Annotated in this window: 21 protein-coding genes and 1 pseudogene; 2 read left to right on the top strand and 20 right to left on the bottom strand. The window is 69.8% G+C overall.

Going from position 1 to position 21,855, the window contains the following annotated elements:
• Positions 1-51: 51 nt before the first annotated feature.
• A complete protein-coding gene (locus QQY66_RS07645) occupies positions 52-261 on the top strand; it encodes a hypothetical protein (RefSeq protein ID WP_301978315.1) in 210 nt (69 codons plus the stop codon).
• A gap of 58 nt (positions 262-319) precedes the next feature.
• Here the strand turns inward: QQY66_RS07645 and metK are convergent, their stop codons facing one another.
• From metK to pyrR, 13 genes are all read right to left on the bottom strand, one after another.
• Entirely contained in the window at positions 320-1,528 is a 1,209-nt protein-coding gene (metK, locus tag QQY66_RS07650) for a methionine adenosyltransferase (RefSeq protein ID WP_301978316.1), read from the bottom strand.
• 239 nt (positions 1,529-1,767) lie between these two features.
• On the bottom strand, positions 1,768-2,970 hold the full coding sequence (gene coaBC, locus QQY66_RS07655; RefSeq protein WP_301978317.1) for a bifunctional phosphopantothenoylcysteine decarboxylase/phosphopantothenate--cysteine ligase CoaBC: 1,203 nt from the start codon (positions 2,968-2,970) through the stop codon (positions 1,768-1,770).
• 102 nt (positions 2,971-3,072) lie between these two features.
• Entirely contained in the window at positions 3,073-3,345 is a 273-nt protein-coding gene (gene rpoZ, locus QQY66_RS07660; RefSeq protein WP_003982715.1) for a DNA-directed RNA polymerase subunit omega, read from the bottom strand.
• A gap of 38 nt (positions 3,346-3,383) precedes the next feature.
• The gene (gmk, locus tag QQY66_RS07665) at positions 3,384-3,941 is read right to left on the bottom strand and encodes a guanylate kinase (RefSeq protein ID WP_301978320.1); all 558 of its coding nucleotides are present in this window, start codon (positions 3,939-3,941) and stop codon (positions 3,384-3,386) included.
• A 58-nt stretch (positions 3,942-3,999) separates the two neighbouring features.
• On the bottom strand, positions 4,000-4,323 hold the full coding sequence (locus QQY66_RS07670; protein WP_003977346.1) for an integration host factor: 324 nt from the start codon (positions 4,321-4,323) through the stop codon (positions 4,000-4,002).
• Between the two features lie 279 nt (positions 4,324-4,602).
• The gene (gene pyrF, locus QQY66_RS07675) at positions 4,603-5,445 is read right to left on the bottom strand and encodes an orotidine-5'-phosphate decarboxylase (protein ID WP_301978321.1); all 843 of its coding nucleotides are present in this window, start codon (positions 5,443-5,445) and stop codon (positions 4,603-4,605) included.
• Positions 5,442-6,548 (bottom strand): quinone-dependent dihydroorotate dehydrogenase, encoded by a 1,107-nt coding sequence (locus QQY66_RS07680; RefSeq protein WP_301978322.1) that lies wholly within the window; start codon positions 6,546-6,548, stop codon positions 5,442-5,444. Before QQY66_RS07680 ends, pyrF begins: the two co-directional genes overlap by 4 nt.
• Before the next feature lie 54 nt (positions 6,549-6,602).
• A complete protein-coding gene (gene carB / locus QQY66_RS07685) occupies positions 6,603-9,911 on the bottom strand; it encodes a carbamoyl-phosphate synthase large subunit (protein ID WP_301978323.1) in 3,309 nt (1,102 codons plus the stop codon).
• The gene (gene carA / locus QQY66_RS07690; RefSeq protein ID WP_301978324.1) at positions 9,904-11,061 is read right to left on the bottom strand and encodes a glutamine-hydrolyzing carbamoyl-phosphate synthase small subunit; all 1,158 of its coding nucleotides are present in this window, start codon (positions 11,059-11,061) and stop codon (positions 9,904-9,906) included. The genes carB and carA overlap by 8 nt, the downstream gene beginning before the upstream one ends.
• Positions 11,058-11,633: a hypothetical protein gene (locus QQY66_RS07695; protein WP_301978326.1), complete on the bottom strand. Its 576-nt coding sequence runs from the start codon at positions 11,631-11,633 to the stop codon at positions 11,058-11,060. Before QQY66_RS07695 ends, carA begins: the two co-directional genes overlap by 4 nt.
• Positions 11,630-12,916 carry a dihydroorotase gene (locus tag QQY66_RS07700; protein ID WP_301978327.1) on the bottom strand — a complete coding sequence of 429 codons (1,287 nt, stop codon included), beginning with the start codon at positions 12,914-12,916 and terminating at the stop codon, positions 11,630-11,632. The genes QQY66_RS07695 and QQY66_RS07700 overlap by 4 nt, the downstream gene beginning before the upstream one ends.
• 5 nt (positions 12,917-12,921) lie before the next feature.
• Positions 12,922-13,899: an aspartate carbamoyltransferase catalytic subunit gene (locus QQY66_RS07705; RefSeq protein ID WP_301978328.1), complete on the bottom strand. Its 978-nt coding sequence runs from the start codon at positions 13,897-13,899 to the stop codon at positions 12,922-12,924.
• Positions 13,900-13,989: 90 nt separating this feature from the next.
• The gene (gene pyrR, locus QQY66_RS07710; RefSeq protein ID WP_301978329.1) at positions 13,990-14,571 is read right to left on the bottom strand and encodes a bifunctional pyr operon transcriptional regulator/uracil phosphoribosyltransferase PyrR; all 582 of its coding nucleotides are present in this window, start codon (positions 14,569-14,571) and stop codon (positions 13,990-13,992) included.
• A 252-nt stretch (positions 14,572-14,823) separates the two neighbouring features.
• Between pyrR and bldD the strand changes: the two genes are divergently transcribed.
• Entirely contained in the window at positions 14,824-15,327 is a 504-nt protein-coding gene (gene bldD, locus QQY66_RS07715; RefSeq protein WP_062722566.1) for a transcriptional regulator BldD, read from the top strand.
• A 178-nt stretch (positions 15,328-15,505) separates the two neighbouring features.
• Here the strand turns inward: bldD and nusB are convergent, their stop codons facing one another.
• The 7 genes and pseudogenes from nusB to aroC form a co-directional block, all read right to left on the bottom strand.
• The gene (nusB, locus tag QQY66_RS07720) at positions 15,506-15,943 is read right to left on the bottom strand and encodes a transcription antitermination factor NusB (protein ID WP_301978331.1); all 438 of its coding nucleotides are present in this window, start codon (positions 15,941-15,943) and stop codon (positions 15,506-15,508) included.
• Between the two features lies 1 nt (position 15,944).
• On the bottom strand, positions 15,945-16,511 hold the full coding sequence (gene efp, locus QQY66_RS07725; protein ID WP_194048219.1) for an elongation factor P: 567 nt from the start codon (positions 16,509-16,511) through the stop codon (positions 15,945-15,947).
• Positions 16,512-16,570: 59 nt separating this feature from the next.
• Positions 16,571-17,677 (bottom strand): aminopeptidase P family protein, encoded by a 1,107-nt coding sequence (locus QQY66_RS07730; protein ID WP_301978332.1) that lies wholly within the window; start codon positions 17,675-17,677, stop codon positions 16,571-16,573.
• A gap of 151 nt (positions 17,678-17,828) precedes the next feature.
• On the bottom strand, positions 17,829-18,725 hold the full coding sequence (locus tag QQY66_RS07735) for a Pro-rich N-terminal domain-containing protein (RefSeq protein WP_301978333.1): 897 nt from the start codon (positions 18,723-18,725) through the stop codon (positions 17,829-17,831).
• 164 nt (positions 18,726-18,889) lie between these two features.
• On the bottom strand, positions 18,890-19,981 hold the full coding sequence (aroB, locus tag QQY66_RS07740; RefSeq protein WP_301978334.1) for a 3-dehydroquinate synthase: 1,092 nt from the start codon (positions 19,979-19,981) through the stop codon (positions 18,890-18,892).
• 41 nt (positions 19,982-20,022) lie between these two features.
• Positions 20,023-20,538 (bottom strand): annotated as a pseudogene (locus QQY66_RS07745) (shikimate kinase); the annotation flags it as partial.
• On the bottom strand, positions 20,535-21,719 hold the full coding sequence (aroC, locus tag QQY66_RS07750; protein ID WP_301978335.1) for a chorismate synthase: 1,185 nt from the start codon (positions 21,717-21,719) through the stop codon (positions 20,535-20,537). The gene aroC and the pseudogene QQY66_RS07745, both read right to left, overlap by 4 nt.
• Positions 21,720-21,855 lie beyond the last annotated feature (136 nt).

The raw sequence follows: 21,855 nt of genomic DNA on the forward strand, positions 1-21,855 counted from the left end.
CGCCCGCGCGCTCGAGAGCGACGTACCCCTGCGCATCCGGGTACCCCCTCCTTGGACTCGCTCCTGGAGTGGTTCGGTTTCTCGGCCGATGATCCGGATCTCAACTTGTTCGGCGAGCGACTCACGAACCTCGCACGCGTGCACGGCAAGACGGACGCAGTCGACGAGCTACGGCGCCGCTTCGCCGGAGGATCTGAAGGAGACCCCGAGGAGGGCCCGGACGACGTCGCTCCCCCTGCGCTGGACGAACCGGCGCTGTGAAAGGACCGAGGCCCGGCTGCCTCGAACGGCAACCGGGCCTCGCGGAAAGCCGTGGGACCTACAGCCCCGCCGCCTGCCGCAGCGCCTCCACGCGGTCCGTGCGCTCCCAGGTGAACTCGGGGAGCTCACGGCCGAAGTGGCCGTATGCGGCGGTCTGGGCGTAGATCGGGCGGAGGAGGTCGAGGTCGCGGATGATGGCGGCCGGGCGGAGGTCGAAGACCTCGTCGATCGCCTTCTCGATCTTCTCGTGGTCGATCTTGGCGGTGCCGAAGGTCTCGACGAAGAGACCGACCGGCTCGGCCTTGCCGATGGCGTAGGCGACCTGGACCTCGCAGCGGGTGGCGAGGCCCGCGGCGACGACGTTCTTGGCGACCCAGCGCATCGCGTACGCCGCCGAACGGTCCACCTTGGACGGGTCCTTGCCGGAGAAGGCGCCGCCGCCGTGGCGGGCCATGCCGCCGTACGTGTCGATGATGATCTTGCGGCCGGTGAGGCCGGCGTCGCCCATCGGGCCGCCGATCTCGAAGCGGCCGGTGGGGTTGACCAGCAGGCGGTAGTTCTCGGTGTCGAGCTTGATGCCCTCGTCGAGGAGCGCCTTCAGCTCCGCCTCCACGACGAACTCGCGGATGTCGGGGGCGAGCAGGGACTCCAGGTCGATGTCGCTCGCGTGCTGCGAGGAGACCACGACCGTGTCGAGGCGGACGGCCTTGTCGCCGTCGTACTCGATGGTGACCTGGGTCTTTCCGTCAGGGCGCAGGTACGGGATGGTGCCGTTCTTGCGGACCTCGGACAAGCGCTTCGACAGACGGTGCGCCAGGAAGATCGGCAGCGGCATCAGCGTCGGCGTCTCGTCCGTCGCGTAGCCGAACATCAGGCCCTGGTCGCCCGCGCCCTGCTTGTCCAGCTCGTCCTCGTCGCCCTCGACGCGGTTCTCGTACGCCGTGTCGACGCCCTGCGCGATGTCCGGGGACTGCGCGCCGATGGACACCGACACACCGCAGGAGGCGCCGTCGAAGCCCTTCTTCGAGGAGTCGTAGCCGATCTCGAGGACCTTGTTGCGGACAAGCGTCGCGATGTCCGCGTACGTCTTGGTGGTGACCTCGCCGGCCACATGCACCAGGCCGGTCGTGATCAGCGTCTCGACGGCGACCCGGGACGTCGGGTCCTCGCGCAGTAGCGCGTCGAGAATGGTGTCGCTGATCTGGTCAGCGATCTTGTCGGGGTGGCCCTCGGTGACGGACTCCGAGGTGAACAGGCGACGGGACACAACGCTCCCTGGGGTTGCAGCGGCTGCTGGCTGATCATGGTCGGACGGGCTCGGGGGCTGCGCCCGGCTCCGTCCGAGAACAGTTTATCGGTCGGCTCGGCCGTCGGTCCTCCTGTCTCGCCACTCGGGAGCACTGTGACCTGCGGCACGGGCATTCTGCCCAATCCACGGTGACCTTGGCCAGGGGTGCCACGCCTCTATGTCCGAGGCGGAGCAGAGCCGTGAAGCGAATGAAACATTCAACGCAGCCGCTGAGCCACCAGGTCCCACACTGTTTCGGCCAGGGCTTCCTTGGGGCCGTGCGGGACGGAAGTCTCGGTGCCGTCGGCGCCCAGCACGACCGCCTCGTTCTCCTCGGCGCCGAACGTCTTGCGCTCCCCCACCTCGTTCACCACCAGCAGATCGCAGCCCTTGCGTGCCAGCTTCTTACGACCGTTGGCCAGGACGTCGTCCGTCTCGGCGGCGAAGCCGACGATCACCTGTCCGGGGCGGGCGCGGTCGGCCGAGATCTCCGCGAGGATGTCCGGATTCCGTACCAGCACGATGGGGTCCGGGTCCTGGCCGTCCCTCTTTTTGATCTTTCCGGCCGCGTAGGTCGCCGGGCGGAAGTCCGCGACCGCGGCGGCCATGACGACGGCGTCGGCGTCCGCGGCCGCCTTCAGCACCGCCTCACGCAGCTGTACGGCCGTCCCGACCGGCACGACATCCACACCCGCCGGGTCGGGCAGGGCCGCGTTCGCGGCGATCAGCGTCACCCGGGCGCCGCGCGCCGCGGCGGTGCGGGCGAGGGCGTAGCCCTGCTTGCCGGAGGAGCGGTTGCCGAGGAAGCGGACCGGGTCGAGGGGCTCGCGGGTGCCCCCCGCGCTGACGACGACGTGCCGGCCGGCCAGGTCGGGTTCCGTCACCCCCCGGGCGAGGACGCGGCGGCAGACCTCGAAGATCTCGGCCGGCTCGGGCAGCCGGCCCTTGCCGGTGTCGACGCCGGTGAGGCGGCCCACGGCCGGTTCGATGACGACCGCACCGCGGCGGCGCAGCGTCGCCACGTTCTCCTGGGTGGCCGGGTGCTCCCACATCTCCGTGTGCATGGCGGGGGCGAAGACGACCGGGCAGCGGGCGGTGAGGAGAGTGTTGGTGAGCAGGTCGTCGGCGAGGCCGTGGGCCGCCTTCGCGAGCATGTCGGCGGTCGCCGGGGCGACGACCACCAGATCGGCGTGCTGGCCGATACGGACGTGCGGGACCTCGTGGACGTCGTCCCAGACCTCCGTCGCGACCGGGTGGCCGGAGAGCGCGGACCAGGTGGCGGCGCCGACGAAGTGCAGGGCGGAGGCGGTCGGCACCACACGGACGTCGTGCCCGGACTCGGTCAGTCTGCGCAGCAGCTCACAGGCCTTGTACGCGGCGATACCTCCGCTGACCCCCAGAACGACCTTGGGCTTGTCCACCGTCTCTCCCCGGACTCGGCAAACGTACGACTCCACTACACACCACAGGCCCGGCAGTCGCACTGCCGGGCCTGTGGAAAAGTCAGCTGCAAGCTGTAAATACTACTGCGCCGGACCCTCAACGGCCTCGGACGTCAGCAGACCCGCGTTGATCTCACGCAGGGCGATCGAGAGCGGCTTCTCGTGGACGTGGGTGTCGACGAGCGGACCGACGTACTCAAGGAGACCCTCGCCGAGCTGCGAGTAGTACGCGTTGATCTGACGGGCACGCTTGGCCGCGTAGATCACCAGGCTGTACTTCGAGTCGGTGGCCTCAAGCAACTCGTCGATCGGCGGGTTGATGATGCCCTCGGGCGCGGTGATGGAAGAGGACACGCTCTACCTTCCGACAGATGGGATGAGATCGAAAACGATCACACAACGTCCACCAAGGCTAGCAGCTCGCGCGCCACGTCCTCGACGGAGGTGTTGACCAAGGTCACATCGAACTCCGGCTCGGCCTCCAGTTCGACCTTCGCGGCGTCCAGACGCCGCTCGATCACCTCGGGCGGCTCGGTGCCACGTCCGGTGAGTCTGCGCACCAGCTCCTCCCAGGAGGGAGGAGCCAGGAACACCAGCTGGGCCTCCGGCATGGACTCGCGGACCTGCCGGGCACCCTGGAGGTCGATCTCCAGAAGGACGGGCTCACCCGCCTCCAGGCGCTCCAGCACGGCCCTACGGGGCGTCCCGTAGCGGTTGCCGGCGAATTCCGCCCACTCCAGCAGCTCGCCATTGGCGATCAGCTTGTCCATCTCCTCGTCGGTGACGAAGAAGTAGTGGACCCCATGCCGCTCGCCGGGGCGGGGCTTACGGGTCGTCGCCGACACCGAGAGCCAGACCTCGGGGTGTTCCTTGCGCATATGGGCGACGACCGTGCTCTTGCCGACCCCGGAGGGGCCGGAGAGCACGGTCAGCCGCGGACGTTCACTCATGCAGCGATTATTCCAGCTATCCCGGCATGCCCGGGACTCCCTGCCCGCATGGCCGGGCTCAGGAGCCGGTGCTGCCGAACTCACGCTCCAGGGAGGCGATCTGGTTCGAGCCGAGACCACGCACACGGCGGCTCTCGGAGATGCCGAGTCGCTCCATGATCTGCTTGGCGCGGACCTTGCCCACGCCCGGCAGGGACTCGAGGAGGGCGGAGACCTTCATCTTGCCGATGACGTCGTTCTCCTGACCCTGCTTGATGACCTCGTGAAGGGAGGCGCCGGAGTGCTTGAGTCGATTCTTGACCTCGGCCCGCTCCCGGCGAGCCGCGGCGGCCTTTTCGAGCGCGGCTGCGCGCTGTTCAGGGGTAAGGGGCGGAAGAGCCACGCCTACGTCACCTCGGATGTTGAACTGTCGGATACGGACCGGTGAGGAACCTAGTCGCCCCACACCTGGGGAGCCACGAGCAACACGCTTGCCCGTTCACTCTGCTCGGAGACTAGCGGCCAAGTCCGCCAGAGTCAGCGAGAACAGCGGAAAAGTCCTGGTCAGCCTCCCTAGAGACGGACATTTACGACATACTGCCCCGGATTTGAGGATGTATTCAGACTCAAGTCGGTTCCGAGCCACTCATCGGAGGACTGGTACGACCCTGTTCGAAACGCCTCAGGCGGTGGCCACGGCCGCCCGGATCTCCTCCGCGAACCGCTCGGCGGCTCCCCGCAGCGCGCCGACGTCGGGCCCGTGCCGCAGCACACCCCGGCTGACGTTCGGAACGACATTGCGCACCGCGGCGCCGAAGACCCCGGGAAGGTCGGCCGGAGTGGCCCCCTGGGCGCCGATCCCGGGTGCGAGGAGCGGACCGTTGATGTCGAGATCGTACGACGACAGATCGCCGAGCGTGGCGCCGACGACCGCCCCGAAGGAGCCCATCGGCTCCTCCCCCGCGTTCTCGGCGGCCAGGTGCGCCAGCATCGTCGCTCCGACGGTCCGCCCGTCGGAGCGGACGGCGTGCTGGACCTCGCGGCCCTCGGGGTTCGAGGTGAGCGCCAGCACGAACAGGCCCGTACCGCTCTCCCGGGCCAGCGCGACGGCCGGGCTGAGCGAGCCGTAGCCCAGATACGGCGAGACCGTCAGCGCGTCCGAGAAGAGCGGCGAGCCCTTGCGGAGGAAGGACTCGGCGTACGCGGCCATGGTCGAGCCGATGTCGCCCCGCTTGGCGTCCATCACGACCAGCGCACCGGCGGCGCGGGCCTGAGCGACCGACTTCTCCAGGACAGCGACACCCCGCGATCCGAATCGCTCGAAGAACGCGCTCTGCGGCTTGAGGACGGCGATCCGGTCGGCCAGCGCCTCGACGACCGTGCGGCTGAACCGCTCCAGGCCCGCGATGTCGTCGTTCAGGTCCCACTCGCTGAGCAGGGAGGCGTGCGGGTCGATGCCGACGCACAGCGGGCCGCGCTCGTCCATGGCGCGGCGCAGGCGTGCACCGAAGGATTCCGGGCTCATGCGGCCTTCCTTACGTCGGCGCCGACCGCGTCGGCGAGGGTGGCGTACGGGCTGGTGCTCAGGCGGGCGGCGAGGCCCTTGTGGACGGCGCGGGCGTAGCAGGGGCCGTCGTAGATGAAGGCGCTGTAGCCCTGGACGAGGGTGGCGCCGGCGAGGATGCGCTGCCAGGCGTCCTCGGCGTCCTCGATGCCGCCGACGCCCACGAGGGTGATCCGGTCGCCCACGCGCGCGTAGAGGCGGCGCAGCACCTCCAGGGAGCGCTCCTTGAGCGGGGCGCCCGAGAGTCCGCCGCTCTCCTGGACCAGCGAGGGTTCGGATGTCAAACCGAGGTCCTCGCGCGCGATGGTGGTGTTCGTGGCGATGATCCCGTCCAGACCGAGCTCGACGGCCAGGTCGGCGACCGCGTCGACGTCCTCGTCGGCGAGGTCCGGCGCGATCTTCACCAGCAGCGGGACGCGGCGGTCGGTGACCGTACGGTCGGCGGCCTCACGGACGGCGCTCAGGAGGGGACGCAAGTGATCCACGGCCTGCAGGTTGCGCAGGCCGGGCGTGTTCGGCGAGGAGACGTTCACGACCAGGTAGTCGGCGTACGGCGCGAGGCGCTCCGTCGACTTCACGTAGTCCCCGGCCGCCTCGGCCTCCGGGACGACCTTGGTCTTGCCGATGTTCACGCCGACGACGGTCTTGAAGACCGGCGTGCGGGAGGCCAGCCGGGCGGCGACGGCCAGTGAGCCCTCGTTGTTGAAGCCCATGCGGTTGATCAGCGCCCGGTCCGGCACCAGCCGGAACAGCCGCTTCTTGGGATTGCCCGGCTGCGCCTCCCCGGTGACCGTGCCGATCTCGACGTGGTCGAAGCCCAGCATCGACATGCCGTCGACGGCGATCGCGTTCTTGTCGAAGCCGGCGGCGAGCCCGAAGGGGCCGTGCATACGCAGCCCGAACGCCTCGGTGCGCAGCGCCTTGTAGCGGGGCGCGAGCATGGCCGCGACGAACGTGCGCAGCACCGGGATGCGAACGGCGAATCGGATCCAGCGGAACGCCAGATGGTGGGCCTGCTCCGGGTCCATCCGCTGGAACACCAGACGGAAGAAAAGCTTGTACATCACTGTGTCCTCATGAAGAGGGGGACACCGTTTCCGATGTCCCCCTCAGGGCTGCTAGTCGCGGGCCGCGGTCATGAACCGCGCATGTTCCTGGAGTGAACGCACGCCCACGTCACCGTGGTTGAGGGCGTCGATGCCCTGGACGGCGGCGGCGAGCGCCTGAACCGTCGTCAGGCACGGCACGGACCGCGCCACGGCCGCCGTACGGATGTCGTAGCCGTCGAGGCGACCGCCGGTGCCGTACGGGGTGTTGACGATGAGGTCGACCTCGCCGTCGTGGATGAGCTGGACGATGGTCCGCTCGCCGTTCGGGCCGGTGCCCTCGGACTGCTTGCGCACGACGGTGGCGTGGATGCCGTTGCGCTTGAGGACCTCGGCCGTGCCGGACGTGGCGAGCAACTCGAAGCCGTGGGCGACGAGTTCACGCGCCGGGAAGATCATCGAGCGCTTGTCGCGGTTGGCGACGGAGATGAAGGCGCGGCCCTTCGTCGGCAGCGGACCGTAGGCGCCCGCCTGCGACTTGGCGTACGCCGTGCCGAAGACGGAGTCGATGCCCATGACCTCGCCGGTGGAGCGCATCTCCGGGCCGAGGACCGTGTCGACGCCCCGTCCGTGGATGTCACGGAAGCGCGACCACGGCATGACCGCCTCCTTGACGGAGATCGGCGCGTCGAGCGGGAGTTCACCGCCGTCGCCGGTCGCCGGAAGCAGTCCCTCCGCGCGTAGTTCGGCGATGGTCGCGCCCAGCGAGATCCGGGCGGCGGCCTTCGCCAGCGGCACCGCGGTCGCCTTCGAGGTGAAGGGGACGGTGCGCGAGGCACGCGGGTTGGCTTCGAGGACGTACAGGATGTCGCCCGCCATCGCGAACTGGATGTTGATCAGGCCGCGGACGCCGACGCCCTTCGCGATGGCCTCCGTCGACGCTCGCAGCCGCTTGATGTCGAAGCCGCCGAGCGTGATCGGGGGCAGCGCGCAGGCCGAGTCGCCGGAGTGGATGCCGGCTTCCTCGATGTGCTCCATCACGCCGCCGAGGTACAGCTCCTGGCCGTCGTACAGCGCGTCGACGTCGATCTCGATGGCGTCGTCGAGGAAGCGGTCGACCAGGACCGGCCGGGTGGGGCTGATCTCGGTCGACTCGGCGATGTAGGCGGACAGCCGGGTCTCGTCGTACACGATCTCCATGCCGCGCCCGCCGAGCACGTACGACGGCCTGACCAGGACCGGGTAGCCGATCTCGTCGGCGATGGCCTTGGCCTCGGCGAAGGTGGTGGCGGTGCCGTGCTTGGGGGCCGGGAGGCCGGCCTCCTTGAGGACGCGGCCGAAGGCGCCGCGGTCCTCGGCCGCGTGGATGGCCTCCGGCGGCGTGCCGACGACCGGTACGCCGTTGTCCTTCAGCGCCTGCGCCAGGCCCAGCGGCGTCTGGCCGCCCAGCTGGACGACGACACCGGCGATCGGCCCCGCGAGGGACTCCGCGTGGACGATCTCCAGCACGTCTTCCAGCGTCAGCGGCTCGAAGTACAGGCGGTCGGAGGTGTCGTAGTCCGTGGAGACGGTCTCGGGGTTGCAGTTGACCATCACGGTCTCGTACCCGGCGTCGCTCAGCGCGAAGGAGGCGTGGACGCAGGAGTAGTCGAACTCGATGCCCTGGCCGATGCGGTTGGGGCCGGAGCCCAGGATGATGACGGCCGGCTTCTCACGCGAAGCGACCTCCGTCTCCTCGTCGTAGGAGGAGTAGAAGTACGGCGTCCTGGCGGCGAACTCGGCGGCGCAGGTGTCGACCGTCTTGTAGACGGGGCGGATGCCGAGGGCGTGCCGGACCTCGCGGACGACGTCCTCGCGCAGGCCGCGGATCTCGCCGATCTGCTGGTCGGAGAAGCCGTGCCGCTTGGCCTCGGCGAGCAGGTCCGGGGTCAGCTCGGGCGCCGCGGCCAGCTCGTCGGCGATCTCCTTGATGAGGAAGAGCTGGTCGACGAACCACGGGTCGATCTTCGTCGCCTCGAAGACCTCCTCGGGTGTGGCGCCCGCGCGGATGGCCTGCATGACGGCGTTGATACGGCCGTCGGTGGGCCGTACGGCCTCCCGCAGCAGCTCCTCCTTGTTGCCGGGCTCGCCGACGAACGTGAACTGGCTGCCCTTCTTCTCCAGCGAACGCAGCGCCTTCTGGAAGGCCTCGGTGAAGTTGCGGCCGATGGCCATGGCCTCGCCGACCGACTTCATGGTGGTGGTCAGCGTGGAGTCGGCCTGCGGGAACTTCTCGAAGGCGAACCGCGGCGCCTTGACCACCACGTAGTCGAGGGTCGGCTCGAAGGAGGCCGGGGTCTCCTGCGTGATGTCGTTCGGGATCTCGTCGAGGGTGTAGCCGACGGCGAGCTTCGCGGCGATCTTGGCGATCGGGAAGCCGGTCGCCTTGGAGGCGAGGGCCGAGGAACGCGACACGCGCGGGTTCATCTCGATGACGATGACGCGGCCGTCTTCGGGGTTCACCGCGAACTGGATGTTGCAGCCGCCGGTGTCGACGCCGACCTCGCGGATGACCGCGATGCCGATGTCGCGCAGGGTCTGGTACTCACGGTCGGTCAGCGTCATCGCGGGCGCGACGGTGATCGAGTCGCCGGTGTGCACACCCATGGGGTCGAAGTTCTCGATGGAGCAGACGACCACGACGTTGTCGTGCTTGTCGCGCATCAGCTCCAGCTCGTACTCCTTCCAGCCCAGGATGGACTCCTCCAGGAGCACCTCGGTGGTCGGCGAGAGTGTGAGGCCCTGGCCGGCGATGCGGCGCAGCTCCTGCTCGTCGTGCGCGAAGCCGGAGCCGGCGCCGCCCATGGTGAAGGACGGGCGCACGACGACGGGGTAGCCGCCGAGGGTCTCGACGCCATCGAGGACGTCGTCCATGGAGTGGCAGATGACCGAGCGGGCGGATTCGCCGTGGCCGATCTTGGCGTGGACGGCTTCGACGACCACCTTGAACTGGTCGCGGTCCTCGCCCTTGTGGATCGCTTCGACGTTGGCGCCGATCAGCTCGACGCCGTACTTCGCCAGTACGCCGTTCTCGTGCAGCGAGATCGCCGTGTTGAGCGCCGTCTGGCCGCCCAGGGTGGGCAGCAGGGCGTCCGGCTGCTCCTTGGCGATGATCTTCTCGACGAATTCCGGGGTGATCGGCTCGACGTAGGTCGCGTCGGCGATCTCCGGGTCGGTCATGATCGTCGCCGGGTTGGAGTTGACGAGGATGACACGCAGGCCTTCGGCCTTGAGCACCCGGCACGCCTGCGTGCCGGAGTAGTCGAACTCGGCGGCCTGGCCGATGACGATCGGGCCGGAGCCGATGACCAGGACGGACTGGATATCGGTGCGCTTAGGCACGCTGGCCCTCCATCAGGACTGTGTTCATCAAAGACGTGAAGCGGTCGAACAGGTAGGCGGCGTCGTGCGGGCCCGCGGCCGCTTCGGGGTGGTACTGGACGCTGAAGGCCGGCCGGTCGAGGAGCTGCAGCCCCTCCACCACGTTGTCGTTGAGGCAGACGTGGGAGACCTCGGCGCGGCCGTACGGAGTGTCGGAGACCTTGTCGATCGGGGCGTCCACGGCGAAGCCGTGGTTGTGCGCGGTGATCTCGACCTTGCCGGTCGTACGGTCCTGCACCGGCTGGTTGATGCCGCGGTGGCCGTACTTCAGCTTGTACGTGCCGAAGCCGAGCGCGCGCCCCAGGATCTGGTTGCCGAAGCAGATGCCGAACAGCGGGGTGCCGCGTTCGAGCACGGCCTGCATCACGGCGACCGGGTGGTCGGCGGTGGCCGGGTCACCGGGGCCGTTGGAGAAGAACACGCCGTCCGGCTCGACGGCGAACACGTCCTCGGCCGTCGCCGTCGCGGGCAGCACATGCACCTCGATGCCGCGCTCGGCCATCCGGTGCGGGGTCATGCCCTTGATGCCGAGGTCCACGGCTGCGACGGTGAACTTCTTCTCGCCGATCGCGGGGACGACGTACGCCTCCTTGGTGGCGACCTCGGCCGAAAGGTTCGCACCCTTCATCTCGGGGGCCTGGCGCACCTCGGCGAGCATGGTGCCCTCGTCGGGCAGCGCGTTGCCGGAGAAGATGCCGACGCGCATGGCGCCGCGCTCACGCAGATGACGCGTCAGCGCGCGCGTGTCGATGCCGGAGATGCCGACGACGCCCTGCTGGCGCAGCTCGTCGTCCAGCGAGCGCCGGGAGCGCCAGTTGGAGGGCACGCGCGCGGGGTCGCGTACGACATAGCCCGCGACCCAGATCTGCTTGCTCTCGGGGTCCTCGTCGTTGACGCCGGTGTTGCCGACGTGCGGGGCGGTCATCACGACGACCTGGCGGTGGTACGACGGGTCGGTGAGGGTCTCCTGGTAGCCGGTCATGCCGGTGGAGAACACGGCCTCGCCGAAGGTGACTCCCACGGCCCCGTAGGCACGACCGCGGAAGGTCCGGCCGTCCTCCAGGACGAGGACGGCGGGAACCTTGGCGGCTCCCATGGTGGAGGTCGTCATCGTTCGGCGCCTTCCGTGCTGTTGGTGTTGATCATGGAGTTAATGACGTCGACCCACTCGTTGTGCTCGGCGGCGGTGTCGGAGCGGAACCCGGAGTCGATCAGCCGCTCGCCGTGTACCCAGGTCACCACGAGCAGTCCGCCCTCGGTGAGCACCTTGCCGGCGATCCCCTTGTCGAGCCGCGCCTCACGCAGGGCCGCCAGGGGGACGAAGAAGTCGGTCGCACCGGGGCGTACGACGTCCAGTCCTTCGTCCGTCAGCGTGAGCTCGACCCGGCTGCGGGTGCCGAGGCCGTGCGCCACGATGCGGTCGAGCCACTGCCCGGCGGTGGTGGAGCCGTGGTAGCGGCCGCTCATCGTCAGTCTCGCCGCACCGGGCTCGTCCGGCGCGCTGGGCAGCTCGGGCAGGTCGCCCTGGAGCGTGCCGCGCCACTTCCAGCCCTCGCGCATCAGCCAGTAGATGAGCGCGACGAAGAGGGCGAGGCCGACGAGCCAGCCGATGCGGGCGGCCCAGTCGGTCACCTCCGCCGACTTCTGATCGGCGGCCAGGTGCGTCAGATGCAGAGGTGTCACGTGAGCTTCCCGTCGACGAGCGTGGCCTTGCCCCGGAGCCACGTGTGCGTCACACGGCCCGGCAGCTCACGCCCCTGGTACGGAGTGTTGCGGCTGCGCGAGGCGAAGCCCTTGGGGTCCACGGACCCACGGTATTCCGTGTCGACGAGCGTGAGGTTGGCGGGCTCACCAGCCGAGACGGGGCGGCCGTGCCCGCCCGCCCGCCCGATCCGGGCGGGCTTGAAGGACATGCGGTCGGCGACCCCGGCCCAGGTGAGGAGCCCGGTGTCCACCATCGTCTCCTGGACCACTGACAACGCGGTCTCCAGGCCGACCATGCCCATGGCGGCCGCGGCCCACTCGCAGTCCTTGTCCTCGTGCGGGTGCGGGGCGTGGTCGGTGGCCACGATGTCGATCGTGCCGTCGGCGAGCGCCTCGCGCAGGGCGAGCACATCGCGCTCGGTGCGCAGCGGCGGGTTGACCTTGTAGACCGGGTTGTACGTCCGGACCAGCTCGTCGGTGAGGAGGAGGTGGTGCGGGGTGACCTCGGCGGTGACGTCGATGCCGCGGGACTTGGCCCAGCGGATGATCTCGACGGAGCCGGCGGTCGACAGATGGCAGATGTGGACGCGGGAGCCGACGTGCTCGGCGAGCAGGACATCCCGGGCGATGATCGATTCTTCGGCCACCGCCGGCCAGCCGCCCAGCCCCAGCTCGGCGGAGACCACGCCCTCGTTCATCTGGGCGCCCTCGGTCAGCCGCGGCTCCTGCGCATGCTGGGCGACGACGCCGCCGAAGGCCTTCACGTACTCCAGCGCACGGCGCATGATCACGGCGTCGTCGACGCACTTGCCGTCGTCGGAGAAGACGGTGACTCCGGCCGCCGACTCGTGCATGGCGCCCAGCTCGGCCAGCTTCTTGCCGTCCAGGCCGACGGTGACGGCGCCGATGGGCTGCACATCGCAGTAGCCGTGCTCCTGGCCGAGCCGGTACACCTGCTCGACGACACCGGCGGTGTCGGCGACCGGGAAGGTGTTGGCCATGGCGAACACGGCCGTGTAGCCGCCGCTCGCTGCCGCGCGCGTACCGGTCAGCACGGTCTCGGAGTCCTCGCGCCCCGGCTCACGCAGATGGGTGTGCAGGTCGACGAGGCCCGGCAGCAGCACCTTGCCGCCCGCCTCGACGACCTGGGCGCCCTCGTCCGACAGACCGGTGCCCACGGCCGCGATCTGCGCGCCCTCGATCAGGACGTCCTGCGGCTCACCGCCGAGCACCTTCGCACCACGGATCAGGATCTTGCTCATCTGTCTTACTTCTCCTCGGTACGGGGGTGGCTGACGGCCGGCTCGCTGCCGCCCAGCAGCAGGTACAGGACGGCCATCCGGATGGAGACTCCGTTTGCGACCTGCTCGATGGCGGTGCAGCGCTCGGAGTCGGCGACCTCGGCGGTGATCTCCATGCCGCGGACCATCGGCCCGGGGTGCATCACGATGGAGTGCTCGGGCATCTTCGCCATGCGGTCGCCGTCGAGGCCGTAGCGCCGCGAGTACTCGCGCTCGGTCGGGAAGAAGGCGTCGTTCATCCGCTCGCGCTGGACCCGCAGCAGCATCACGGCGTCGGACTTGGGCAGCGTGCTGTCCAGGTCGTACGCCACCTCGCACGGCCAGGTCTCGATGCCGACCGGCAGCAGGGTGGGCGGGGCGACGAGCGTGACGTCCGCGCCGAGGGTGTGCAGCAGGTCGACGTTGGAGCGGGCGACGCGGCTGTGCAGGATGTCGCCGACGATCGTGATGCGCTTGCCGTCGAGGTCCTGCCCTATCCCGGCGTCCCGCCCGACCAGGCGCCGCCGCATGGTGAAGGCGTCCAACAGGGCCTGCGTGGGGTGCTGGTGGGTGCCGTCGCCGGCATTGATGACGGCGGCGTCGATCCAGCCGGAGTTGGCCAGGGTGTACGGCGCTCCGGAGGCGCCGTGCCGGATGACGACGGCGTCGACCCCCATGGCTTCGAGGGTCTGGGCGGTGTCCTTCAGGGACTCGCCCTTCGACACCGAGGACCCCTTGGCCGAGAAGTTGATGACATCGGCGGACAGGCGCTTCTCCGCCGCTTCGAAGGAGATCCGGGTCCGCGTCGAGTCCTCGAAGAAGAGGTTGACGACGGTACGGCCGCGCAAGGTCGGCAGTTTCTTGATCGGCCGGTCGGCGACCCGGGCCATCTCCTCGGCGGTGTCGAGGATCTGGACGGCGTCGTCGCGGGTGAGGTCGGCGGCCGAGATGAGATGACGCTGCATCTTTCAGGCTCCGTAAGGCAGTTCAGTTTTGGGAGATTCCGGGCAAGCAGGGATGCGCCGGGGTATACCGGGGCACATGCCGGCTGCTTGCTACCGGGTCGGCTTCACACCGAGCAGCACGGTGTCGCGACCGTCCTCCTCGGCGAGCTGGACCTTGACCGTCTCCCGCAACGACGTGGGGAGGTTCTTGCCGACATAGTCGGCGCGGATGGGCAGTTCACGGTGGCCGCGGTCGACGAGGACCGCGAGCTGCACGGCGCGCGGACGGCCGATGTCGTTCAGCGCGTCGAGCGCGGCGCGGATGGTGCGGCCGGAGAAGAGCACGTCGTCGACGAGGACGACGAGGCGGCCGTCGACGCCGTCACCGGGGATGTCCGTGCGGGCCAGCGCACGCGGCGGATGCATGCGCAGGTCGTCGCGGTACATGGTGATGTCGAGCGAACCGACCGGGATCTTGCGGTCGGTGATCTCCTCGAGCTTGCGGCCGAGCCGCTGGGCGAGGAAGACGCCTCGGGTGGGGATACCGAGGAGCACCACGTCGTCGGCGCCCTTGGCGCGCTCGACGATCTCGTGGGCGATGCGGGTCAACACCCGCGCGATGTCAGGGCCTTCGAGAACGGGCCGGGCCTCGGACCGCTCTGAGTCCTGCTGGGTGTCCTGCTGCTTGTCCATATGAAACGGACCTCCTTCTCCGCCTCACGGGACGGACCTTAAAGGACGCCGGAATTGCGCCATCCACGGTAGCAGGCCGGGACGACTGCCCTGATCACCCCCTTGGCGTAATCAGGTGCTGATACCACGGAAGAGTCGGTGTGGACCATTCGGCTTGACGCAGAAGAGTCACGCTGCGTAACCTCACAGTGAGTTACCAGCCGCGCGGCTTGGAACCACACCAGCTGCGTCGACACAGTGCCGGGGAGCTATATGTCCAGCGAATACGCCAAACAGCTCGGGGCCAAGCTCCGGGCCATCCGCACCCAGCAGGGCCTTTCCCTCCACGGTGTCGAGGAGAAGTCCCAGGGACGCTGGAAGGCGGTCGTGGTCGGATCGTACGAGCGCGGCGACCGTGCCGTGACCGTACAGCGTCTTGCCGAGCTGGCGGATTTCTACGGCGTTCCGGTGCAGGAGCTGCTGCCGGGCACCACGCCGGGCGGTGCCGCCGAGCCGCCTCCGAAGCTGGTCCTGGACCTGGAGCGGCTGGCCCATGTGCCGGCCGAGAAGGCGGGTCCCCTGCAGCGGTATGCGGCCACGATCCAGTCGCAGCGCGGTGACTACAACGGCAAGGTGCTCTCGATCCGCCAGGACGACCTGCGCACACTCGCCGTCATCTACGACCAGTCGCCCTCGGTCCTGACCGAGCAGCTGATCAGCTGGGGCGTCCTGGACGCGGACGCGCGCCGCGCCGTCTCCCACGCCGAGGAGGGCTGAGCGCTCCGCCGCTTCAGCAGAAACGTGCCGCCGGGGTGGCCGGAACTTCATGGTTCCGGCCACCCCGGCGGCTTTCTGCGCCCCTGCCGACGCTCCAGCGGGCAGGGATGCCAAAGGGCCCGCAGCGGTCTCGCTGCGGGCCCTTTGGCGCATCCGTACCTCTTGTCGCCTTATCGCTCTATGCCTCGTCGTCCCGGCGCAGCGACGGCTTGAGGTCCTTCAGACGGCCGAGCAGGCCGTTGACGAACGAGGGCGACTCGTCCGTGGAGAACTCCTTCGCCAGCTGCACCATCTCGTCGAGCACGACGGCGTCCGGGGTCGCGTCGACCCAGATCAGCTCGTACGCACCGAGGCGCAGGATGTTGCGGTCCACGACCGGCATCCGGTCGAGTGTCCAGCCGACCGAGTACTGCGCGATCAGCTCGTCGATCCGCTTCGCGCGCTGCGCATAGCCCTCGACCAGCTGCATCGTGTACTCGCTCACCGGCGGCTGCCGGGTGTCGTCCCGGGAGAGCCGGATCCAGTCCGCGAGGACCGTGAGGACGTCGGCGCCACGCTGGTCGCCCTCGAAGAGGATCTGGAAGGCGCGCTTGCGGGCCGTGTTGCGGGCAGCCAATTTAGCTGTTCACCCGGCCGAGGTAGTCGCTCGTGCGGGTGTCGACCTTGATCTTCTCACCGGTGGTGATGAAGAGCGGGACCTGGATCTGGTGACCGGTCTCCAGCGTGGCGGGCTTGGTGCCGCCGGTGGAGCGGTCGCCCTGGACGCCCGGCTCGGTCTCCTGGATGGTCAGCTCGACGGCGGCCGGCAGCTCGACGAAGAGCACCTCGCCCTCGTGCTGGGCCACGGTGGCCATGAAGCCCTCGACCAGGAAGTTGGCGGCGTCACCGACGGCCTTGCGGTCGACCATGAGCTGGTCGTAGGTCTCCATGTCCATGAAGACGAAGTACTCGCCGTCCATGTAGGAGAACTGCATGTCCCGCTTGTCGACGGTGGCCGTCTCGACCTTCACGCCGGCGTTGAAGGTCTTGTCGACGACCTTCCCGGAGAGCACGTTCTTGAGCTTGGTGCGCACGAATGCAGGGCCCTTGCCGGGCTTGACGTGCTGGAACTCGACGACGGACCAGAGCTGGCCGCCTTCGAGCTTGAGCACCATGCCGTTCTTGAGGTCGTTCGTGGAAGCCACGGTTGCGGAATCTCCTGGACTGACGTGGACGACCCCGGCGCAGGCGCACAGCTCAATCGCTAGAGCGCGAGCAGCTCCTTGGTCGTGATGGTGAGTAGCTCGGGTCCGCCGTCCGCCTCGGGGCGTACGACGAGCGTGTCATCGATCCGGACACCGCCCCGGCCCGGGAAGTGGACCCCCGGTTCGACGGTGACCGGCACGCAAGCGTCCAGTTTACCCATGGCCGCGGGGGCCAGCTGCGGGTCCTCGTCGATTTCGAGCCCGACGCCGTGGCCGGTGAGCGGGGCGAGCCCCTCCGTACAGCCCGCGGAGTCCAGTACCTGGCGTGCGGCGCGGTCCACGTCCCGGTAGGCGGCGCCGGGTACCAGGGTCTCCCTTCCGGCGCGCTGAGCGGCGAAGACGAGGTCGTACAGCTCGATCTGCCAGTCCGCGGGAGATGTGCCGATCACGAAGGTGCGGCCGATCTCGCAGCGATATCCGCGGTACGTCGCTCCCAGGCACACGGAGAGGAAGTCGCCCTCTTCCACTCGGCGGTCCGTCGGCCGGTGGGCCCGGCGTCCGGAGTTCGGGCCGGTGGCGACGGAGGTGGCGAAGGCGGGGCCGTCGGCGCCGTGGTCGATGAGCCGTCGCTCCAGTTCGAGGGCGAGGTGGCGTTCGGTGCGGCCGACGAGGATGGACTCCAGGAGTTCGCCGAGGGCCTGGTCGGCGATCTCGGCGCCGATGCGGAGGCAGGAGATCTCCTCCTCGTCCTTCACGACCCTGAGCTGCTCGACGGCTCCGCCGAGCTCGGTGAGGCGGAGGCGGGGGGCGACCGAGCGGATGGCTCGGTGGCGGGCCACGGTGAGGTGGTGTTCCTCCACGGCGAGGGAGTCCCCGCCCTGCGCTTCCGCGAGGCCGGCCGCGGCAACGGCGGCGTCGCCTCCGGCGCCGGGGAGGGTATGGATCCGCAGCGCCTCGTCGAGGCGGCCCTCGGTGGGGCGGCGGTCGGGCGGGTCGGCGCATACGAGCAGGTCTTCGGTCTTGCCGAGGAGCAGCACGGCGCCGTGGGGGTCGGCGCCCGCGAGGTAGCGGACGTTGGCGGGGCGCGAGACCAGCGCGGATTGGCTGCCGCCGGCTTGGCAGTGGTCCCTGAGCCGGGTTCGGCGGGCTGCGTACACCTCTGACATGACACGAGCGTAGGAGGGGTGGGCGAATTGTGCCGGTTGGGAGAGCGCCGTTCGGAGGAGGGGGTGCCACTGGGGGTCGCTGCCGGGTGCGGGTCGGTGGGGGCTGATCGCGCAGTTCCCCGCGCCCCTCAGGTGGGTTCAGTCCCGTTGGCTACCAGTTCGGAGGGCTCGCGATTGATCTTGCCAGTACGTCGTCCAGTACGCGGGCCGTCTGGGGGACGTCCATCTGGGAGTTGTCGATGATGGGGAGGCCGGAGCCGTACCAGCCGGCCATGCGGCCGTGGATGCGGGCGACCTCTTCGTCGGTGAGGCGGCGGTTGCCTGTGCGGTGGGCGTTGCGTTCCAGGACGATGTCGAGGCCCGGGAGGAGGACGACGGGGAGGAGGCCGGGGCCGACGTGGCGCTTCCAGCCGCCGAGGCCGACGACGGGGCGGTCGGGGAAGACGGCGTCGTCGAGGATGCAGGAGATGCCGTTGGCGAGGAAGTTGCGGGCGGCGAAGCCACAGGTGCGGCGGGCCAGGCGGTACTGGGCCTCCGAGTGGTCGTTCCACCCGGACTGCGGGTCGGCGAAGCCGGAGCGGACCCATTCGCGTACGTCGTCGAGGCTGATGTGGGCCGTGGGGACCCGTCGGTGGTCCGCCCAGTACTTGGCGACGCTGGTCTTGCCGGCGCCCGCCGGGCCGATGAGCAGCACCGCGAGGGTGGTGTTCGTGGGGTCGGGGGCCGCGGTGGCGGGCGGTGTGGTCGGCACGGCGACCGGGCCGCCGGGGGGCAGCGGCACATGGCCTGTGGTGTCCGGCGTGGGTGGAGCCGACGTGTGCTGCGGGACGGTGTGGTGTGACGCGGGGCCCGGCGGGGGCGGTGCGGTGAAGCCCGGCGTGGGAGGCGGCTGGGACACCGGGGCGGAGCCTGGAGCCGGAGGCGGCGGGGGCACAGGGGCGGGCCCTTGGTGTGGGCCCGGCTGGTGCGCGGCCGGCGACCAGCCGTCGGCCGGTCCGTGCCCCGGCTGGTGGGGCGGCGGCAGCGGAGAACCCACTGCGTGCTGCATCCGGTGCCACTCCATCTCGTACAGGCAATTGGCGCTGGCAGCGGGGCCCGAACCCCACTCCCTACCGAACGGTACCGTCCCCGGCCGCCGTTTGGTGAACGGCCGGGGGCGGTCCGAAGTGCCCATGCCCACAGGCAAATCGGGCGTACGACGCCCGCGAGGACTTACTCCCCCACTTCGCCGTACGCGGCGAGCAGGACGGCGGGGTCCGGTCCCTCCAGGACGGTCGGCTTGGCCAGTCCGTCGAGGACGATGAAACGGAGCACGTCGCCGCGGGACTTCTTGTCGACCTTCATGGTCTCCAGCAGCTTGGGCCACTGGTCGTGGCGGTAGTGCAGCGGTAGGCCGACGGATTCCAGCACGGTGCGGTGGCGGTCCGCCGTCGCGTCGTCCAAACGGCCCGCCAGACGGCCCAGTTCGGCGGCGAAGTGCATGCCCACGGCCACCGCGGCGCCGTGCCGCCACTTGTAGCGCTCGTTCTTCTCGATGGCGTGCGCGAGCGTATGGCCGTAATTGAGGATCTCCCGCAGGCCCGACTCCTTCAGGTCGGAGGAGACGACCTCGGCCTTGACCTTGATGGAGCGTTCGATGAGCTCGGCGGTGTGCGGGCCGGCCGGGGTGCGCGCGGCCTCGGGGTCGGCCTCGATGAGTTCCAGTATCACCGGGTCGGCGATGAAGCCGGCCTTGATGATCTCGGCGAGCCCGGAGACATAGTCGTTGACCGGGAGGGAGTCGAGTGCGGCCAGGTCGCAGAGGACCCCGGCGGGCGGGTGGAAGGCGCCGACGAGGTTCTTGCCCTCGGCGGTGTTGATGCCCGTCTTGCCGCCGACGGCCGCGTCCACCATGGCCAGCACCGTGGTGGGGACGGCGATCCAGCGGACCCCGCGCAGCCAGGTGGCCGCGACGAAACCGGCCAGGTCGGTGGTCGCGCCGCCGCCGACGCCGACGATGACATCGGTGCGGGTGAACCCGGACTGGCCCAGCGCCTTCCAGCAGTACGCGGCGACCTCGGCGGTCTTGGCCTCCTCCGCGTTCGGCACCTGGATGGCGACGGCCTCGTAGCCCTGCCCGGCGAGGTCGGCGCGCAGTGCCTCACCGGTCTCCGCGAGCGCCTCGGGATGGAGGACGGCGACCCGCTTGACCCTGTCACCGATCAACCCGCCGAGTTCGCCGAGGAGTTGACGGCCCACCAGGACCTCGTACGGATCGCTGCCCGCCGTGCCGCCGACCTGAATTCTTGTGACCTGGCTAGCCATAACGTCCTCCGGCCGGGGGTCCGGGGGTTGTCCCCGGGAGATGCGGTCTTCAACTCCAGTGCGTCCAGGACGGCTTGGGTGACTTCTTCGGGCGTACGGCCATCGGTCGCCACGACCGCTGCGGCGACCTCCGCGTACAGGTGCCGGCGTGCCTCCATCAACTCCCGCCACTGCTTGCGCGGGTTGATGGCGAGCAGGGGGCGGGCCGCGTTCAGGCCGGTGCGCTTGACCGCCTCCTCGACGTCCATCGAGAGGTAGACGACCCGGTGCCCGGACAGCAGTTCACGCGTGTCCGGGTCCAGGATCGCGCCGCCGCCGAGGGCGAGGATGCCGTCGTGCTCGGCCAGCGCGCGCTGCACCGCCCGCTTCTCGATCCCCCGGAAGACCGGCTCGCCCTCGTCGACGAAGATCTCCGCGATGGTGCGGCCCTCAGTCGCCACGATGTCGTCGTCGGTGTCCCGGTAGCCGACGCCGAGCCGCTCGGCGAGCAGCTGCCCGACCGTCGACTTGCCGACACCCATCGGACCGACCAGCACGATCGCAGGCACCGCGCTCACCGGATCGCCAGGTTGTCGAGGTAGGACCGCACGTTGCGGCGGGTCTCGGCCACGTTGTCGCCGCCGAACTTCTCCGCCACCGCATCCGCCAGCACCAGGGCGACCATCGCCTCCGCCACGATGCCCGCCGCCGGCACCGCGGAGACGTCGGAGCGCTGGTGGTGGGCCTGAGTGGCCTCACCGGTGGCCACGTCCACCGTCTGCAGGGCGCGCGGCACCGTCGCGATCGGCTTCATCGCCGCCCGCACCCGCAACAGCTCACCCGTGCTCAGCCCGCCCTCCGTACCACCCGAGCGGCCGGAGACCCGCCGGATGCCCTCCGGCGTGTTCACGATCTCGTCATGCGCCTTCGAGCCCGGCACCCGCGCCAGCTCGAAACCGTCACCCAGCTCCACACCCTTGATCGCCTGAATGCCCATCAGCGCACCCGCGAGGCGGGCGTCCAGCTTGCGGTCCCAGTGCACATGCGAGCCCAGGCCCACGGGCACCCCGTACGCCAGGACCTCCACCACACCACCGAGCGTGTCACCGTCCTTGTGCGCCTGATCGACCTCGGCGACCATCGCCTTGGAGGCATCCGCGTCCAGGCAGCGCAACGGGTCGGCGTCCAGCTTCTCCACGTCGGCCGGCGTGGGGTACACACCCTGCGGCGCCTTCACGGAACACAGCTCGACGACATGGCTGACGATCTCGATCCCGGCCGTCTCCTTCAGATACGACCGGGCCACCGCGCCCAGCGCCACGCGGGCGGCGGTCTCCCGGGCAGAAGCGCGCTCCAGGATCGGCCGGGCCTCGTCGAAGCCGTACTTCTGCATCCCCGCGAGGTCGGCGTGACCGGGACGCGGCCGGGTCAGCGGCGCGTTGCGCGCCAGCCCCGCCAGGATCTCCGGGTCGATCGGGTCGGCCGCCATGACCTGTTCCCACTTGGGCCACTCGGTGTTGCCCACCATGACCGCGACCGGGGAGCCGAGGGTCAGGCCGTGCCGGACGCCGCCGAGGAAGGTGACCTCGTCCTGCTCGAACTTCATCCGGGCACCGCGTCCATAGCCGAGCCGCCGCCGCGCCAGGTGATCCGCCACCATCTCCGTGGTGATCGGCACGCCGGCCGGAAGGCCCTCCAGCGTCGCGACGAGTGCGGGGCCGTGCGACTCCCCCGCGGTCAGCCAGCGCAACCTGCTCAACGGTGCTCCTCGGTGCTCGCGCCCTGGTACTGCCCTGCGTATGCGCGTCCTCGCATACGGCAACGGCGTGACCAAGTGCGCGGCCCTGGCCCGCCACCTCCGATCCTCCCACGTCCGGGGCGCTGATCAGGCCGCT

The organism is Streptomyces sp. DG2A-72 (genome assembly GCF_030499575.1).
GTDB lineage: Bacteria > Actinomycetota > Actinomycetes > Streptomycetales > Streptomycetaceae > Streptomyces.

Coding starts and splice junctions, on each gene's coding strand:
- QQY66_RS07680 (WP_301978322.1), bottom strand. CDS start 6,548: ATGTACAAGCTTTTCTTCCGTCTGGTGTTCCAGCGGATGGACCCGGAG.
- pyrF (WP_301978321.1), bottom strand. CDS start 5,445: ATGAGCCCGGAATCCTTCGGTGCACGCCTGCGCCGCGCCATGGACGAG.
- QQY66_RS07705 (WP_301978328.1), bottom strand. CDS start 13,899: ATGCAGCGTCATCTCATCTCGGCCGCCGACCTCACCCGCGACGACGCC.
- carA (WP_301978324.1), bottom strand. CDS start 11,061: ATGACGACCTCCACCATGGGAGCCGCCAAGGTTCCCGCCGTCCTCGTC.
- pyrR (WP_301978329.1), bottom strand. CDS start 14,571: ATGGACAAGCAGCAGGACACCCAGCAGGACTCAGAGCGGTCCGAGGCC.
- aroB (WP_301978334.1), bottom strand. CDS start 19,981: ATGGCTAGCCAGGTCACAAGAATTCAGGTCGGCGGCACGGCGGGCAGC.
- QQY66_RS07735 (WP_301978333.1), bottom strand. CDS start 18,725: ATGCAGCACGCAGTGGGTTCTCCGCTGCCGCCGCCCCACCAGCCGGGG.
- gmk (WP_301978320.1), bottom strand. CDS start 3,941: ATGAGTGAACGTCCGCGGCTGACCGTGCTCTCCGGCCCCTCCGGGGTC.
- bldD (WP_062722566.1), top strand. CDS start 14,824: ATGTCCAGCGAATACGCCAAACAGCTCGGGGCCAAGCTCCGGGCCATC.
- QQY66_RS07700 (WP_301978327.1), bottom strand. CDS start 12,916: ATGAGCAAGATCCTGATCCGTGGTGCGAAGGTGCTCGGCGGTGAGCCG.
- QQY66_RS07730 (WP_301978332.1), bottom strand. CDS start 17,677: ATGTCAGAGGTGTACGCAGCCCGCCGAACCCGGCTCAGGGACCACTGC.